This is a genomic window from Acinetobacter sp. WU_MDCI_Abxb74 (assembly GCF_025513915.1).
Lineage (GTDB): Bacteria > Pseudomonadota > Gammaproteobacteria > Pseudomonadales > Moraxellaceae > Acinetobacter > Acinetobacter calcoaceticus_C.
Genome location: NZ_JAHPRP010000008.1, coordinates 1 through 15,551, shown reverse-complemented (window position 1 = coordinate 15,551; position 15,551 = coordinate 1). Strand labels below are relative to the sequence as shown.

15 protein-coding genes are annotated in these 15,551 nt (G+C 39.9%); 12 read left to right on the top strand and 3 right to left on the bottom strand.

The window, feature by feature from the left end:
- Nucleotides 1-5 precede the first annotated feature (5 nt).
- The 7 genes from argA to KTH84_RS13530 all read left to right on the top strand — a co-directional run bounded on the left by argA (nt 6) and on the right by KTH84_RS13530 (nt 7,406).
- A complete protein-coding gene (gene argA, locus KTH84_RS13560; protein WP_133976046.1) occupies nt 6-1,361 on the top strand; it encodes an amino-acid N-acetyltransferase in 1,356 nt (451 codons plus the stop codon).
- Nucleotides 1,362-1,693: 332 nt separating this feature from the next.
- Nucleotides 1,694-2,662 carry a sulfonate ABC transporter substrate-binding protein gene (locus KTH84_RS13555; RefSeq protein ID WP_262473579.1) on the top strand — a complete coding sequence of 323 codons (969 nt, stop codon included), beginning with the start codon at nt 1,694-1,696 and terminating at the stop codon, nt 2,660-2,662.
- A 72-nt stretch (nt 2,663-2,734) separates the two neighbouring features.
- Nucleotides 2,735-3,718 carry a sulfonate ABC transporter substrate-binding protein gene (locus tag KTH84_RS13550; RefSeq protein ID WP_262473578.1) on the top strand — a complete coding sequence of 328 codons (984 nt, stop codon included), beginning with the start codon at nt 2,735-2,737 and terminating at the stop codon, nt 3,716-3,718.
- A 26-nt stretch (nt 3,719-3,744) separates the two neighbouring features.
- A complete protein-coding gene (ssuD, locus tag KTH84_RS13545) occupies nt 3,745-4,920 on the top strand; it encodes an FMNH2-dependent alkanesulfonate monooxygenase (RefSeq protein WP_202743534.1) in 1,176 nt (391 codons plus the stop codon).
- Nucleotides 4,917-5,714 (top strand): aliphatic sulfonate ABC transporter permease SsuC, encoded by a 798-nt coding sequence (gene ssuC, locus KTH84_RS13540; protein WP_262473577.1) that lies wholly within the window; start codon nt 4,917-4,919, stop codon nt 5,712-5,714. Before ssuD ends, ssuC begins: the two co-directional genes overlap by 4 nt.
- 12 nt (nt 5,715-5,726) lie before the next feature.
- On the top strand, nt 5,727-6,527 hold the full coding sequence (locus tag KTH84_RS13535; protein ID WP_202743532.1) for an ABC transporter ATP-binding protein: 801 nt from the start codon (nt 5,727-5,729) through the stop codon (nt 6,525-6,527).
- A gap of 258 nt (nt 6,528-6,785) precedes the next feature.
- A complete protein-coding gene (locus KTH84_RS13530) occupies nt 6,786-7,406 on the top strand; it encodes a TetR family transcriptional regulator C-terminal domain-containing protein (RefSeq protein WP_128814554.1) in 621 nt (206 codons plus the stop codon).
- A gap of 35 nt (nt 7,407-7,441) precedes the next feature.
- Here KTH84_RS13530 and KTH84_RS13525 read toward each other — a convergent pair whose 3' ends face one another.
- Entirely contained in the window at nt 7,442-8,008 is a 567-nt protein-coding gene (locus KTH84_RS13525; protein ID WP_042898338.1) for a 5'-nucleosidase, read from the bottom strand.
- An 82-nt stretch (nt 8,009-8,090) separates the two neighbouring features.
- Entirely contained in the window at nt 8,091-9,224 is a 1,134-nt protein-coding gene (locus KTH84_RS13520; protein WP_262473576.1) for a TDT family transporter, read from the bottom strand.
- 207 nt (nt 9,225-9,431) lie between these two features.
- On the opposite strand from KTH84_RS13520, the gene ribF reads away from it, so the two are divergent.
- From ribF to KTH84_RS13495, 5 genes are all read left to right on the top strand, one after another.
- Entirely contained in the window at nt 9,432-10,433 is a 1,002-nt protein-coding gene (gene ribF, locus KTH84_RS13515) for a bifunctional riboflavin kinase/FAD synthetase (protein WP_202743529.1), read from the top strand.
- A 61-nt stretch (nt 10,434-10,494) separates the two neighbouring features.
- On the top strand, nt 10,495-13,332 hold the full coding sequence (gene ileS, locus KTH84_RS13510) for an isoleucine--tRNA ligase (protein ID WP_262473574.1): 2,838 nt from the start codon (nt 10,495-10,497) through the stop codon (nt 13,330-13,332).
- On the top strand, nt 13,325-13,855 hold the full coding sequence (gene lspA, locus KTH84_RS13505) for a signal peptidase II (RefSeq protein ID WP_005037701.1): 531 nt from the start codon (nt 13,325-13,327) through the stop codon (nt 13,853-13,855). Before ileS ends, lspA begins: the two co-directional genes overlap by 8 nt.
- A gap of 1 nt (nt 13,856) precedes the next feature.
- Nucleotides 13,857-14,339: a peptidylprolyl isomerase gene (locus tag KTH84_RS13500; protein WP_262473572.1), complete on the top strand. Its 483-nt coding sequence runs from the start codon at nt 13,857-13,859 to the stop codon at nt 14,337-14,339.
- A gap of 124 nt (nt 14,340-14,463) precedes the next feature.
- Nucleotides 14,464-15,006 carry an NADPH-dependent FMN reductase gene (locus KTH84_RS13495; RefSeq protein WP_262473571.1) on the top strand — a complete coding sequence of 181 codons (543 nt, stop codon included), beginning with the start codon at nt 14,464-14,466 and terminating at the stop codon, nt 15,004-15,006.
- Nucleotides 15,007-15,049: 43 nt separating this feature from the next.
- Here the strand turns inward: KTH84_RS13495 and KTH84_RS13490 are convergent, their stop codons facing one another.
- Complete coding sequence (locus tag KTH84_RS13490) at nt 15,050-15,361, bottom strand: ankyrin repeat domain-containing protein (RefSeq protein ID WP_262473570.1); 312 nt, start codon at nt 15,359-15,361, stop codon at nt 15,050-15,052.
- Nucleotides 15,362-15,551 lie beyond the last annotated feature (190 nt).

Below are 15,551 nucleotides of genomic sequence, written 5' to 3'. Positions count from 1 at the left end.
TCGGTATGCCAAGCAAGTCTTTAGAAAAGTCGCATAATAACACCCAGCATTATGTACACTGGTTTCGACACTCAGCGCCCTACATTAATGCTCACCGCGATAAAACATTCGTATTGATGTTTGGTGGTGAAGCAGTCCGTCACCCTAATTTCGAACATATCATTCATGATATTGCCTTATTGCACTCTCTTGGTATTCGTTTAATTCTCGTGCACGGTGCACGTCCGCAAATTAATCAAAACCTTAAAGAGAAAGGAATTGAAACCCCGTTTTATGACAACAGCCGTATTACCACGCGTGAATCTTTAAGTTGCGTCATGAGTGCTGTAGGCTCTATTCGCCTAGAAATTGAAGCATTGCTTTCTATGGGCTTAGCGAACTCTCCAATGTACGGCGCTCGAATAGATGTGATATCGGGTAATTTTGTGACTGCTAAACCTTATGGCATTCGTGATGGAATGGATTTCCAGCTCACAGGTGAAGTTCGCTCTATTGATACCGATGCGATTGAGAGACACCTTGATAATCATAATATTGTGCTACTGGGGCCAACAGGTTATTCCACCACAGGTGAAGTATTTAATTTAAGAGCAGAAGAAGTTGCGACTAAAACTGCAACTTATTTAAAAGCAGATAAACTCATTTTTCTTGGGGAACAACAAGGGCTTCTTAATGAAGATGAACAAATATTACGTGAGTTAAGCCCTCATCAACTTGATTACTATATTCAGCAATATCAGACCAGTAGTCCAACGCTGACTTTACATTTACAACAAGCAAAAAAAGCCTCTTTATCTGGTGTACACCGTGTCCATCTTATTTCTTATGCCTATGATGGCGCCCTTCTCGAAGAGTTATTTACTCGAGATGGCATAGGGACCATGATTACCGATGCGCATTATGAAGAAGTTCGCACAGCCCATATTCAAGATGTGGGTGGTTTAATGAATTTATTACGTCCTTTAGAAGAAGAAGGTATCTTGGTTTATCGTTCACGAGAACGTCTAGAGCAAGAAATTAGCCAGTTCGCTGTTATTGAACGCGACGGTATGATTCTAGCGTGTGCTGCGCTCTATCCAATTCCAACTGAATTTAACGAAACTCGCTCTGCAGAAATTGCCTGCGTTGCAGTACATCCAAGTTATCGTAAATCAAACCGTGGTAGCCAAATTCTACAATTCCTTGAAGAAAAAGCTAAAGAGCAAGGGATTCGTCAATTATTCGTTTTAACAACGCGTACCGCTCACTGGTTTTTAGAACATGGTTTCCATCAAGTTAGTGTCGATGAACTACCCAATGCCCGTCAGGCGCTCTATAACTACCAAAGAAATTCTTTAGTCTTTAAGAAACTGCTTCCCTAGCCTTTACTATTTTTAAGATATTCTTATTTCAGATAAGCTTAGTTAAAAAAGTACATCCATAAACGTTATTTATTTATGGATGTACTTTTTTTAAACCTCTATTTTTTAATATCTAATATTTTTTATTTTATTTACAAAATCTTACGCATAATTCATTAAACATATTTCTTTTAGATAAATCATTTTTTTGCATAAGTTTATAGCCTATTGTGTTTAGCTTTTTTTTGCATAATTAAAGACCGAATACTTATTTTTTCTGAAATAAAAATCCCTTTAGGGTATCTGCTCATCCAATTATTTTTTCTTTTCTCTTTCGGGGAGCACGAAACCTCATGGCACTTTTCAAAACCACTTCATGGGCAAAATATTCAGTCATCGCGGCCAGCCTTGCAGGTGTGATGATGCTAAGTGGTTGTGCCAAAAAAGAGGAACAGGCCACCACAACTTTAAATATTGGCTATCAAAAATATGGCATCCTTCCTATTTTAAAGGCTCGTGGTGACCTAGAAAAAGTATTAAAGGATCAAGGCGTACAAGTAAAATGGGTTGAGTTTCCTGCTGGCCCTCAATTGCTTGAAGGCTTAAATGTAGGGAGCGTTTCACTGGGTGAAGCAGGTGAAGCACCGCCTATCTTTGCTCAGGCTGCCAATCCAAATTTAGTCTATGTCGCAAACCAGCCAGCTGCGCCAAAAGCAGAAGCACTGTTGGTACAAAAAAACTCTCCTATCCACTCTATTCAAGATTTAAAAGGCAAACGTGTTGCTCTTAATAAAGGCTCGAATGTTCATTACCTGTTATTGAAAGTTCTAGAAGCCAACAACTTAAGCTTAAGTGATATTCAACCTGTTTATTTACCGCCTTCAGACGCACGTGCTGCCTTTGAAAAAGGTGCGGTAGATGCATGGGTGATTTGGGACCCGTTCTTTGCAGCGGCTGAACACCAAATTCAGGCACGAGTTTTGGCAACAGGTGAAAATTTGGTAAGCAATCATCAGTTCTATTTAGCTGACCGTAAATTTGCCGAAAATAATCCGAAAGTTCTCAATACGGTTGTGCAAACCCTTAACCAGACAACTGAATGGGTCAGCACACATCAGGATGAAGCTGCCAAGCTACTCGAAAAACCTACAGCACTTGAGTTTGATGTACTCAAAACTTCCATTTCACGTATGGGTTTTGGAGTTCAGCCAATATCAGACAAGGTGGCGAAAGAACAACAACAAGTAGCTGATGCCTTTTATGCACAAAAGCTCATTCCAAACAAACTCACCATTCAAGACGCCATTTTAAAACTGAAATAAACCCAGCTTAGGCACGGCTTAAATAACCATATAAATGCTGTGCCTTGCCTCAAGGGGAACAAGGATATCAATATGCAACATCAGTCATTTTTCAATAAAAGTCAGTGGGTCCAGTTAGCTAAACGTATTAGCGCAGTCACTGTATTAGGTTTAACAATTGCAGCACCAGCTTGGGCAATTGATCCAACTGTGAAAGAACTTCGTATTGGTTTTCAAAAAAGCTCTATTAATTTTGCGATTGCCAAACAGCAAAAATTATTTGAACAAGAATTTCCAAATGCCAAAATTACGTGGAATGAGTTCCCTGCTGGACCACAAATTTTAGAAGCTCTGGCTGTGGGTTCACTTGATGTAGGCGTTACTGGAGACACCCCACCAGTCTACGCACAAGCAGCTGGCAAGCCTTTATATTACATTGCTTATGAAGCAGCTAAACCGCTGGCATCAGCAATTTTAGTTCCTAAAAATTCACAACTGAAACAGCTTAAAGACATTAAAGGCAAACGCATCGCGCTGCAAAAAGGTTCAAGTTCACACTACTTACTTGTACAAGCCGTACGTAAAGCAGGCCTAAACTGGAGCGACATTACTCCAATTTGGCTTACGCCTGCCGATGCTCGTGCTGCATTCCAAAAAGGTGCAGTCGATGCATGGGCAATCTGGGATCCTTATTTCGCTTCAGCACAATTAGAAGATCAAGCTCGTATTCTTGCATCAGGTAAAGGTTTAAGCCCGAATTATACTTTTTACTTAGCAGCTCCAAATTTTGTTAAACAACATCCGAAAGCCGTTACAGGGCTCATCAAACAAATTAATCAGGCCGACAAATGGGTTCAAAGCCATCAAGCCGATACCGCAACTGCAATTGGTCAAAGTACAGGATTAAAACCTGCAACCAGTGACTTATTCATTAAGCGTCGTCCACGTCCATCATCGGCAGCGCCACTCAACAGCAAAGTTATTGCTGAGCAACAGCAGCTCGCAGACATTTTTACCCAACAAGGCATCATTCCAAAACCAATCAGCATTAAACAGGCTGTTTGGGTTGCCAAGTAATTTCAATAGACATATAGGTAATGCACATGAAAATTTTCTGGTTTATTCCTACTCACGGTGATAGTCGCTATTTAGGTACAAGTAAAGGCGCTCGTCAGGTTGACCATGCCTATATGAAGCAAATTGCTGTGGCAGTAGATAATTTGGGTTATGAAGGTGTACTTATTCCAACGGGTCGTTCATGTGAAGACCCATGGATTACAGCGGCTAGCCTCATTGATGCAACTCAAAATCTTAAGTTTTTAGTCGCGTTACGTCCGGGTGTCACTACGCCAGCTTTGGCCGCGCGTATGGCCGCAACATTTGACCGCTTGTCGAATGGCCGTGTGCTACTCAATCTGGTCACAGGTGGTGATGAGGCTGAGCTACGCGGTGATGGTGTATATGAAGATCACTCAACACGTTATCAAACTGCCAATGAATATGTAAAAATTTGGCGTGAAATTTTAACACGCTCGCATACAGGTGAAGCTTTCACATTTCACGGCGAACGTTTACAAGTTGATGACGCTAAACTGCTTTATCCACCTGTTCAAAAGCCTTATCCACCACTTTGGTTTGGTGGTTCTTCAGACGTCGCTGTCGACCTCGCGGCCGAGCAAGTCGATACTTACCTTACTTGGGGTGAGCCACCAGCAGCAGTTAAACAAAAGATCGAACATGTTCGTGCTAAAGCTGAGGCGAAAGGCCGTAAATTAACTTATGGCATTCGCTTACATGTGATTGTTCGCGAAACTAACGAACAAGCATGGGCAGCAGCTAATGAGCTTATCCAATATCTTGATGAAGCCACTATTGCTGCTGCACAGAAAAAATTTGCACAAATGGATTCCGTAGGCCAGCAACGCATGGCAGCTCTCCACGGCGGGAATCGAGATAAGCTTGAAGTATCTCCAAACCTCTGGGCAGGTATTGGCTTAGTTCGTGGCGGTGCTGGCACAGCACTTGTAGGTGATCCAGAAACAGTCGCTGCCCGTATTCAGGAATATGCAGACTTAGGCATTGATACCTTTATTTTCTCGGGCTATCCACATCTCGAAGAGTCAATCCGTTTTGCAGAGTTAGTATTTCCACTACTACCAATCGAAACTCGTGCCAAACTTGCTCAGCCAAATTTAACCGGTCCATTCGGTGAAATTATTGCCAACAACTATGTTCCAGACGAGAAGAAACAGAATGGTTCCGTCAAGGAGCCTGCATGAGTAAAGCTGAAAGTATTGTTTCACGTGGAACAAAACAAATCGGGCAGCATTTGCTGCCTTGGATTTTCCCAACTGTTCTATTGATTGTTTGGCAAATTGCTTCAAGTTCTGGTCTTTTAGAAAGCCGTATTTTGCCAGCGCCCACTGCCGTCGTTTCCGCTTTTTGGCACTTACTCGTTAGCGGAGAATTATGGCATCACGTTAAAGTAAGTGCTGGTCGTGCTTTGCTTGGACTTTTAGTGGGTGGTGGTTTAGGTCTGCTCTTAGGTTTACTAAATGGCTCTTCACGTTTCGCCTCTACCCTGCTCGACACGACCTTGCAAATGATCCGTAACATCCCAGCATTAGCACTTATTCCACTTGTAATTTTATGGTTCGGTATTGATGAAACAGCAAAATTATTTTTAGTCGCAGTAGGTGTCTTTTTCCCAATTTATATCAATACCTACCACGGTATTCGATCAGTTGACCCTCAATTGATTGAAATGGGTAAAAGCTACGAACTCTCACGTTGGCAACTCTACAAAGAAATTATTCTTCCGGGTGCGATGCCTTCTATTTTAGTGGGTCTCCGCTTTGCTTTAGGTTTGGTTTGGGTATTGCTGATTGTTGCAGAGACTATTTCGGCTCAAGCAGGTATTGGCTATATGACCATGAATGCGCGGGAATTTTTACAAACAGATGTGGTTCTGGTGGGCATTCTTCTTTACGCGCTCTTAGGCAAACTAGCAGATGTTTTAGCACAGCTTTTAGAACGCTATTTATTACGTTGGCACTCTGGATATCAGAAATAAGGGAGCTTAGACATGACAAATCTGAATTTAAATATTAATCAAAATGAAGTGCAGCTCATTCCTGAAAGTCCAACAGAATCACAAGAACCTATATTAGGCGCAGAGATTCTGATTGAGCAACTTTATAAGTTTTATGGCGAGGTAAAGGTTCTTGAAGATCTTGACCTACACATCCAGCCTGGTGAGTTTTTAGCAATTGTTGGTCGAAGTGGTTGTGGCAAAAGTACGTTGCTACGTTTAATTGCCCAACTTGAAAAAGCCAGTTTTGGGGAAATCAAATTCAAATCTGCCCGACATTTGCGTGAAGGCATTACTAACGATGATATTCGAGTCATGTTCCAAGATCCACGTTTGCTTCCGTGGAGAAATATTCTTCAAAATGTTCAACTTGGACTACCAAAGTCGCAACATGCTTTAGCTGAAGAACTACTAGAAAAAGTGGGTTTAAAAGAAAAATCGGGACAATGGCCTTCACAACTCTCTGGTGGACAGCGTCAGCGTACAGCCCTAGCCCGTGCGTTATCTCATACTCCGCGTATTTTGTTGCTTGATGAGCCGTTGGGAGCCTTAGATGCTTTAACTCGTCTTGAGATGCAAAGCTTGATTGAGCGCTTGTGGAAAGAACAAGGCTTTACTGCCATTTTAGTCACGCACGATGTAAGTGAAGCAGTGCAATTAGCTGACCGTATTATCTTATTAGATAAGGGCCAGATCGCTCAAAGTTTCCAAGTTAATTTGCCACGTCCTCGTAAAAAAAGTATTAGTTTTTCCCAACTTGAGCAACAAGTACTCGATGCAGTTTTAGCAACATAACCATTCGAGAGGAATTATCTTAATAATTTATAAAAATGCCCATTTTTCGAGCAATAAAGTAGTTATTTTATTGCTCTTTTTTAGGGCGAAATTTAAAAAATATTTCCAAGAATAACAATAAACTAGTTAAATTCTTTATTTTTTGCACAATAGTATATCTATTACGCAAATAACTAGCCGTTTTTTCATTAAAAAAGCAATACACCTGTGCACAAATCAAACAATTTCCCTTACAATGGGGATATTATTTTTTTAATTATGCAGCAGATGGAACAAAAAAAGAGTACCCAAAAGCGCAATCAGCTTCTTGCTGCCGCCCTTGACGTATTTTCAGTCTATGGGTTCACTGGCGCAAGTCTGGATGAAATTGCCCAACTCGCCGAAATGCATAAGTCGAATATTTTCTATTACTACGAAAATAAAGAGTCTTTATATGTAGAAGTGCTCACAACTGTTTTACAAAAATGGTTGGCACCCTTACAAACTTTAGAATCTGAATTAGAACCAGCTGAAGCCTTATCTCACTATTTAATACAAAAAATCGAACTGTCGCGTAGCCAACCGAAAGCATCTAGATTGTTTGCATTAGAAATAATTCAAGGCGCTCCACATATTTTACCTATACTCAAAGGGCCATTAAAAAAACTATTTAAGCGCAAAGCTAAAGTCATCCAGACTTGGCAAGAAGAAGGGAAGATTTCACCAGATATCGACCCAGAATTATTAATCTTAAATATTTGGGGCCTTACGCAAAACTATGCAGATTTTGCCACCCAAATGGAAATGGTCACTGGAAAAACACTGCGTAACCGAAGCATGTTCCAACGCTCAATTGAGCATACAGTACACCTGATGCTCTACGGCGTATTGCCTCGTTAAAACCAAAAAAAGATCGGCAAACTTGCCGATCTTTTTTAGAAATGATTTTGATAAAGGGCCAGAAGTTTTTGGGCACCTAATAATAAATTTTCTTCCCAATCCAAATGGGCAGTGTCATCTGCCCCATCAGTAATATATTTCACTGAAATCAGGCGAACTCCTAATTTATGGCAGACCTTGGCTAAGGCATACCCTTCCATATCAACCACATCACAAGCTACTTTTGGCTGACCCGTTTCAAATGAATCACCAGTTCCACAAACTGCTTTTGGTAAATCAACAAAATGTGATTGAAGGTGAATTTCAGCTGGCAAGTGATCATCTAACGGCGTTACACCTACTTCAAACCCTAACGGTGAAACATCCATATCTCGTTGTACAAAAGTCTTCACCTCGACTAAATCATGTCGATTAAATGCAGAACTTCCTGCTGAACCTAAGTTAATTAAAGTTTTACAACCTGTTTTTTGAATAACCTCAAATGCTTTAAAGGCAGCATTAATCTTGCCAATTCCACTATAATGAACTTCAATACCTGCTTGTTCAAATAAACCTTTAGATTCATTAGGAAGCGCCATAATTAAAGCAATATCAGTGTTCATGCAAAAAGGCTCATATCAGAATTAAATAAAATTAGAAAATAAGTATAAATCAGGTGCAAAAGCTTTTTGCACCTTTTCATGATCACTGCATTTTTTGTTGTAAGGCGATTAAGCATGGAGAAAAGAACAGTTTCCCACTATAAGCTCCTGCTAGCGTTTTCTTCATTACCACGCCCCACATCACTAATAATAAAATACTCAATGCCACAGCCACATATTGTAAAAATACAATTTCAACCTGATGACCTAAATTAAACAGCGCCAAAATAAACACACCGAATGGAAAGGTTAAGCCCCACCAGCCTAAATTAAATGGAATACCAGTTTTGGCATGACGAAGTGTAGTTAAAATTGCAAGGCCGAGCCACCATAACCCGAAACCTAAAAGCACCAAACTGCCCACGATTCCTAAAGCTTGAAAGACATTCGCGAATTGATAAAATCCCACACCTACAAATACTCTTTGTGCCTGCTCACCTAGTAATAATAACCCTAGCGCACCTGTTCCAATTGGGCCTAAAGAAAGCCAGCTAGAAATTGCGAGTTCTTTTTCAGGTAATTGATGCAAAGCCATACGCAACATTAGAATTGTCAAAATAGCGAACGCAGGTAAAACAGAGATTCCCCAAAGTACATAACCAGCCATTAATAAATGAAAGCTATGCATATCTGCTGGTAAATGTGCAACTAACATGCCCACAGAACTTGCTGCTACTTCACAGGCAACTACAGGTAAAAGCCAGATTGCCGTCATGGTATGTAGCTGATGGTTCTGGCGACTAAACATACAAAACGGCACAATCCATGCAATTGTTAGAGCTACAAAGACATCGATGTACCATAAAGCTTGAGCAATATGGATTGCAACTTCACCGTAAAGCCCGACACCGAAGCTTAAGAAACCATTTAGTATGGTAGCTAACCCCATCGGAATAGCACCTAAAAACAAGCTCATGTTTGGATGCTTAAATATTTGCTTCGCTTCATGAGGGAAAAGCAACCACCGCAATAAATAGAGACTTGAAAAAACACTAAATAGCAAAATATTAAATTGCCATAACCAAGTGGCCAGCATGAATAAAAATGATTGAGCAAATGGAAGCTGAATTAAAATCATACTTACCACACCAGTACCCATAGTCGCTGTAAACCAATTTGGGGTAAAATGTCGTATAACATCTTTGCTTTGATTTAATTGGTAAAAGGGTTTTTTCATCTTAAGTCTCTAATCAAAGAGTGGATGAAGATATAGTAGAGCAAATTATTAATAAGAAAAATTGATTTATATTTATTTAATTCATCAATATTTTAAATATAAGGATATTCATATTGAAAAATAACTGAGTAAAAACACAACAACAAGACGAATCTGTGAGATTATGGCAATATATAGCCCTTGCAAAAATAGCCATATTTTAAGTTCATGAAACTGCTTCGTCTTAATGCGTTATCGCCCAATTTTCAGTTACCCAAAACAGCGGTAACGATTGGTAATTTTGATGGTGTCCATTTAGGTCACCAAGCGATGATTGCTCAACTCAAAAAAATTGCTGCAGCACAAGGCTTAAAAACATTGGTCATGATTTTTGAGCCGCAACCTCTTGAGTTCTTTAAAGGCTACGATGCCCCTCCTCGTATTAATTCACTACGGGAAAAAGTTGAATACCTAACAGAACTTGGGGTTGATTATATTGCGGTTGCTAAATTTGATCAGCATTTTCGTAGTATGAGCGCGTCTGCCTTTGCAGACTTATTAAAAGACAAATTAAACGCGCAAACTTTGGTTTTAGGAGATGACTTTCATTTCGGCAAAGACCGTCAAGGCAACAGCGAATTTTTAAAAGATTACGGATTTCAAGTCACCAATTTACATACGATTGAGCTTGAAGGTGAGCGTGTAAGCTCAACTCGAATTCGCCAAGTGCTTCAGGTAGGAAATCTTGCCTTAGCTGCTAAATTACTAGGCCGTCCATACAGTATTACTGGACGTGTTCAATATGGCGACCAGATAGGCCGAACTCTTGATTTTCCAACTATTAATGTCCGTCTCAACCGTCATAAACCTTGTTTAAATGGCATTTATGGCGTTGAAGTCATTTGCGAAACAACTTCGCTAACTGAAAAAGTACTTCAGGATACACCTGAAAAACCGGGAATTGCCGGATATCATGAAAACAGCCTATATGGCGCGGGTCATGTCGGCACACGTCCAGCCATTCAGCAAGAACATCCAGAGTGGAGATTAGAAGTACATTTCCCTGATGTTTCTGCTAATCTGTATGGCTTATTTATGCGGGTGACTTTTCTTCACTATCTTCATGGTGAATTGAATTACCCTTCGCTTGAAGCACTTAAGGCTGGAATTGATAATGACGTGCATCAGTTACGACAATATCGTAACGACACGACACAATTTCCTTTTTAATTCGAATTTTGATTGTAAAACATGTCGGCTCCCAAGCTGATTAAACTGGATGAAAACTTGCATGAGCGATAAGCAAACTCCTGAGAATGCAGTGGACTACAAAGCCACGCTAAACCTGCCGGATACTCAATTTGCAATGAAAGCAAATTTGGCAGTACGTGAAGTGAAATGGTTAGAAGAGTGGTATACCGACAACATTTATCAGCAGATTCGTGCATCGCGTATTGGCAAGAAAAAATATATTTTGCATGATGGCCCTCCATATGCGAACGGTACAATTCACTTAGGCCACGCGGTCAATAAAGTACTCAAAGACGTCATTGTAAAAAGCCGTACTTTGGCTGGTTTCGATGCACCTTATGTTCCGGGTTGGGACTGTCATGGCTTGCCAATCGAGCTAAAAGTTGAAGAAAAAGTTGGTAAAGTTGGCGAAAAAGTTGACGCAGCTACTTTCCGTAAACTCTGCCGTGAATATGCGCTGAAACAAATTGATTTACAGCGTACTGACTTTAAACGTCTTGGTATTTTAGGTGATTGGGATAATCCTTATCTCACCATGAACTACAAACAAGAAGCCGATATCGTTCGTACTTTAGGCTTAATCCAAAAAAATGGTCATATCCAGCCGGGCTTAAAGCCAGTGAACTGGTGTATGGACTGTGGTTCAGCACTTGCTGAAGCTGAAGTTGAATACGAAGATAAAAAATCTGACGCAATTGATGTCGGTTTTGGTATTGTAGATTTAAAAGATTTAAGTGCGCGTTTAAATGTAGACGTTCAAGATCCAACTGATATCGTGATCTGGACCACTACACCATGGACATTACCTGCGAACCAAGCCGTTGCTTTGCACGCCGAAATTGAATATCAATTGGTACAAGTAACGACTGAGCGTGGTAAGCAAAACTTCATTCTTGCTAAAGACCTCGTTGCTTCAGCGATTGAACGTTATAAACTTGAAAAACCTGTAGTTTTAGCGGACTTTACTGGTAGCAAGCTTGAAAACCTTACATTACAACACCCTTTACTTACTGATCGTCAAGTTCCGGTGATTTTAGGTGAACACGTTATCGCAACAAGTGGTACAGGTGCAGTACATACAGCTCCTGGCCATGGTGCAGACGACTATAAAGTAGGTCTTCAATACAACCTTACAGTGGATAATCCAGTTGGTGGTAACGGTGTTTATTTACCAACTGCTCCAATCTATGCTGGTGAGCACATCTATAAAGCCAATCCAAAGATTATCGAAGCTTTGGGTGCTGTAGGCCGTTTATGGGCGCATCAACCAATCAAACACAGTTACCCACATTGCTGGCGCCATAAAACTCCTATTATTTTCCGTGCAACCCCGCAATGGTTCATTAGCATGGATCAAAAAGGTTTACGTGAAGGTGCGCTTAACGCCATTGAAAATGATATCGAGTTTGTACCGAACTGGGGTAAAAACCGTATCGAATCAATGATTGAAGGTCGTCCAGACTGGTGTATCTCACGTCAACGTACATGGGGCGTACCAATTCCATTCTTCGTTCATAAAGATACGAACGAATTACACCCTCGTACACCTGAACTCATCGAAGAAGTTGCACAACTGATCGAACAAGAAGGTATCGAAGCATGGTTCAAACGTGACGCGAAAGACTTCATTAGTGAAGATGCTGAACAATATAATGCTATTCGCGATACCCTCGATGTATGGTTCGACTCCGGTACAACGCATTACGCTGTACTTGAGCAACGTGAAGAATTAGAAAGCCCAGCAGATTTATATTTAGAAGGTTCAGACCAGCACCGTGGTTGGTTCCAGTCTTCTTTATTAACCTCTATGGCAATTCACAATCGCGCACCATATAAAGCATTGCTAACACATGGTTTTACGGTTGATGAAAATGGCCGCAAGTTGTCGAAATCTTTAGGCAACTATATTCCGCTTGAAGAAATCATCAAACAGCTTGGTGCTGATGGTTTACGTTTATACGTAGCTTCTAGCGACTATCGCTATGAAATCGCAGCATCTAAAGAAATCTTTAACCGTGTAAGTGATAGCTATCGTCGTATTCGTAATACATTACGTTTCTTGCTTGCGAACTTAAATGGTTTCAAACCAAGCACAGATGCTTTAGCTGTTGATGACTTAATTGCTCTAGATCAATACATCTTGCAACGTGCAAATGAAGTACAAAAAACAATTATCACTGCCTATGAAGAAATGAACTTCCATGTCGTGTGTAGCGCGTTAACGAGCTTCTGTATTAATGACTTAGGTGGTTTCTACCTCGATATTATCAAAGATCGTCAGTACACCACTAAAGCGGATTCTCAGGCACGTCGTTCAGCACAAACAGCGCTTTACCATATTGTCCAAGCATTTATCCGTTGGATGAGCCCAATCTTAAGCTTTACCGCTCAAGAAGCTTGGCCATTAATTCCAGAACAAACTGAAAAGTATGTATTTACTTCAGAATGGTATGACTTACCAGTTTCATCAAAAGCAAACTTGCTTTCTGAAGAAGACTGGCAAACATTGATTAGCGTAAAATCTGCAGTAAATAAACAGATTGAAGCAGCACGTAACGCTAAACTTGTCGGTAGTAATCTTTCAGCCAAAGTTGAACTTTGGGCAAATGAATCATTACAAACAGTTTTAAATCAACTGGCTGATGAACTCCGTTTTGTTCTTATTACTTCAGAAGTAGTAGTACATCCATTTGCTGAACAAGGTGAAGCAACTGAAATGGAAGGCTTACGTGTACAAATATCTGCAGCTGAAGGTGAAAAATGTGCACGTTGCTGGCACGTCCTTCCAGATGTAAATACACATGCCGATCATCCTGGTTTATGTGGTCGTTGTATTGTGAACGTCACTGGTCGTGGCGAAGTGAGAAAATATGCCTAATTCACAAGCTAAAAAAGGCTTATTCCAGTTTTATCCACACAATCTAATTTGGCTTGGACTTTCTGTCCTTGCCATTGTGTTGGATCAATGGACAAAATGGATTGCAAGTACACATCTGAACTATGCGGATCCAGTGCCTGTGCTTCCATTTTTAAACTGGACACTATTACATAACTATGGCGCAGCTTTTAGCTTTTTATCTGATGCAGGGGGATGGCAACGCTATTTCTTCACATCTTTAGCAGGCTTAGTTTCAGTTCTTTTTGTATTTTGGTTGCTTCGTATGCCTAAAAAAATGGTGGTGCTACCTGTAGCAATCGCTTTAATTTTAGGTGGGGCATTAGGCAATTTAATTGACCGCATTACTTTAGGCTATGTTGTCGATTTTATTCATGTCTATTACCAAAATCATCACTTTCCAGCTTTTAATATTGCGGACAGTGCCATTACCCTAGGTACCATCTTGCTACTCATCGATACATTCTTCCTTGAGAAGCAACGTAACCAAAATTCGGATGCATAATATGACCGAAATTATCCAACCTAACGAAGAAATTCGTATTACAGACGGCTCTAAAGTCGATCTACACTTTTCTGTTGCTATTGAAAATGGTGTAGAAATCGATAATACCCGTAATCGTGAAGAACCAGTTTCTCTTACTATCGGCGACGGAAATCTTTTACCGGGTTTTGAAAAAGCATTATTTGGTTTACGTGCAGGCGACCGTCGTACAGTACATCTTCCGCCAGAAGATGCATTTGGCCCATGGAATCCGGAAAATATTCAAACTTTCGATACGGTTAAGTTTGAACAACGCCCTATTCCTGGCCATATGATTGAGTTTGAAGATAAGGCAAAAACAACCTTATTCGGCGTAGTGAAGTCGGTAAATGATGACATTACAGAAATTGATTTTAATCACCCATTAGCTGGGAAAAATATTACCTTTGAAGTAGAAATATTCAAGGTAACTCCCGAAGGCCAACAGGGCATTAAGCTCATATAAATAAAAAGCCCTCTAAATGAGGGCTTTTTATTGATCTCAACTTAAGAATCCTTACAAATTCTATATTCTCTCGCACCTATATAATGAATTAAGTTATAAGTATAAAAATCCTTGGGGAAAATACATGCTGGTCTATATTATCGTAGGAAGTGTTCGTGAAGGACGTACAGCAATTAAGGTTGCCAATTGGCTAGAAACCACAATTCCAACATTGGGTCTAAACGATTTCCAAACCGAAGTAATCGATTTAAAAAAATGGGATCTACCTCTATTTTCAGGATCTCACCCACCCGCCACTGGTATTTATGATCAGCCTAAACAGCAAGAATGGGCAGACAAAATTGCTCAAGCAGATGCTTTTATCTTTATTAGCCCAGAATACAACCATGGTTACAGTCCAGCCTTAAAAAATGCACTCGACTACGTAGGTAAAGAATGGGCTGATAAACCTGCTGCATTTATAGGATATGGTTCAACTAATGGCTCTCGCTCTATCAGCCAAATACGCCAAGTCACCTCAAGTTTAAGTATTATTGATCCAAATGCTGTACTCGAGATTCGGGATATATTTAAACGTAATAAAGATGAGAAATTCGAAGCTAACGAATTTGAAGTAAAAGGACTTCAATCAATTGTCGAGAAACTACAGAAATATCATTTATCTTAATTTTAAAAAAGGCCTCTATAAACAAAATAAGAGGCCTTTATTTTTATAAGCTTTTTAAATAATTTACTACGTCTATATTACCAGCCATTTCTGCAAGCTGTAGCGCTGTGTATTCACTTTTGTAAGCGACATGAGCACCTTTTCCTACCAAGAGTTTAACTATTTCTAAATGATCATTTTCAGCAGCTGCTTGTAGAGCACTATAGCCTTCATCATCTGCCTGATTAGGATCTTGTCCTTCTAAAAGTAATTGCTCTACTTGAGCTAGATCGCCTAAAGAAGCCCAATAGACCAATTCAGGAAGAAACAGTTCTTCATCGTACTCAAGTATTGAAGAGAAGGAATTAATTTTCATGTAAACACCTAAAAATAAGAAACTTCATGATTATTATATTCATAGAATACGACTAGTGTGCAAATCTGATTCTAAAGCTATTTAAGTATTTAATTTTTATTATTTATAGCATAAATCTTTCATGGTATTTCCAGTTTACTTTCCACACAAAAAAACACCCCCAACATCAGTTGAGGGTGTTTTAGAATAA

Bases quoted from the DNA above. Each gene is read 5' to 3' on its own strand.
- KTH84_RS13535 (WP_202743532.1), top strand. From the start codon at position 5,727: ATGACAAATCTGAATTTAAATATTAATCAAAATGAAGTGCAGCTCATT.
- KTH84_RS13500 (WP_262473572.1), top strand. From the start codon at position 13,857: ATGACCGAAATTATCCAACCTAACGAAGAAATTCGTATTACAGACGGC.
- ssuC (WP_262473577.1), top strand. From the start codon at position 4,917: ATGAGTAAAGCTGAAAGTATTGTTTCACGTGGAACAAAACAAATCGGG.
- KTH84_RS13520 (WP_262473576.1), bottom strand. From the start codon at position 9,224: ATGAAAAAACCCTTTTACCAATTAAATCAAAGCAAAGATGTTATACGA.
- ribF (WP_202743529.1), top strand. From the start codon at position 9,432: ATGAAACTGCTTCGTCTTAATGCGTTATCGCCCAATTTTCAGTTACCC.
- argA (WP_133976046.1), top strand. From the start codon at position 6: ATGCCAAGCAAGTCTTTAGAAAAGTCGCATAATAACACCCAGCATTAT.
- ileS (WP_262473574.1), top strand. From the start codon at position 10,495: ATGAGCGATAAGCAAACTCCTGAGAATGCAGTGGACTACAAAGCCACG.
- KTH84_RS13550 (WP_262473578.1), top strand. From the start codon at position 2,735: ATGCAACATCAGTCATTTTTCAATAAAAGTCAGTGGGTCCAGTTAGCT.
- KTH84_RS13555 (WP_262473579.1), top strand. From the start codon at position 1,694: ATGGCACTTTTCAAAACCACTTCATGGGCAAAATATTCAGTCATCGCG.
- lspA (WP_005037701.1), top strand. From the start codon at position 13,325: ATGCCTAATTCACAAGCTAAAAAAGGCTTATTCCAGTTTTATCCACAC.
- KTH84_RS13490 (WP_262473570.1), bottom strand. From the start codon at position 15,361: ATGAAAATTAATTCCTTCTCTTCAATACTTGAGTACGATGAAGAACTG.
- KTH84_RS13525 (WP_042898338.1), bottom strand. From the start codon at position 8,008: ATGAACACTGATATTGCTTTAATTATGGCGCTTCCTAATGAATCTAAA.
- KTH84_RS13530 (WP_128814554.1), top strand. From the start codon at position 6,786: ATGCAGCAGATGGAACAAAAAAAGAGTACCCAAAAGCGCAATCAGCTT.
- ssuD (WP_202743534.1), top strand. From the start codon at position 3,745: ATGAAAATTTTCTGGTTTATTCCTACTCACGGTGATAGTCGCTATTTA.
- KTH84_RS13495 (WP_262473571.1), top strand. From the start codon at position 14,464: ATGCTGGTCTATATTATCGTAGGAAGTGTTCGTGAAGGACGTACAGCA.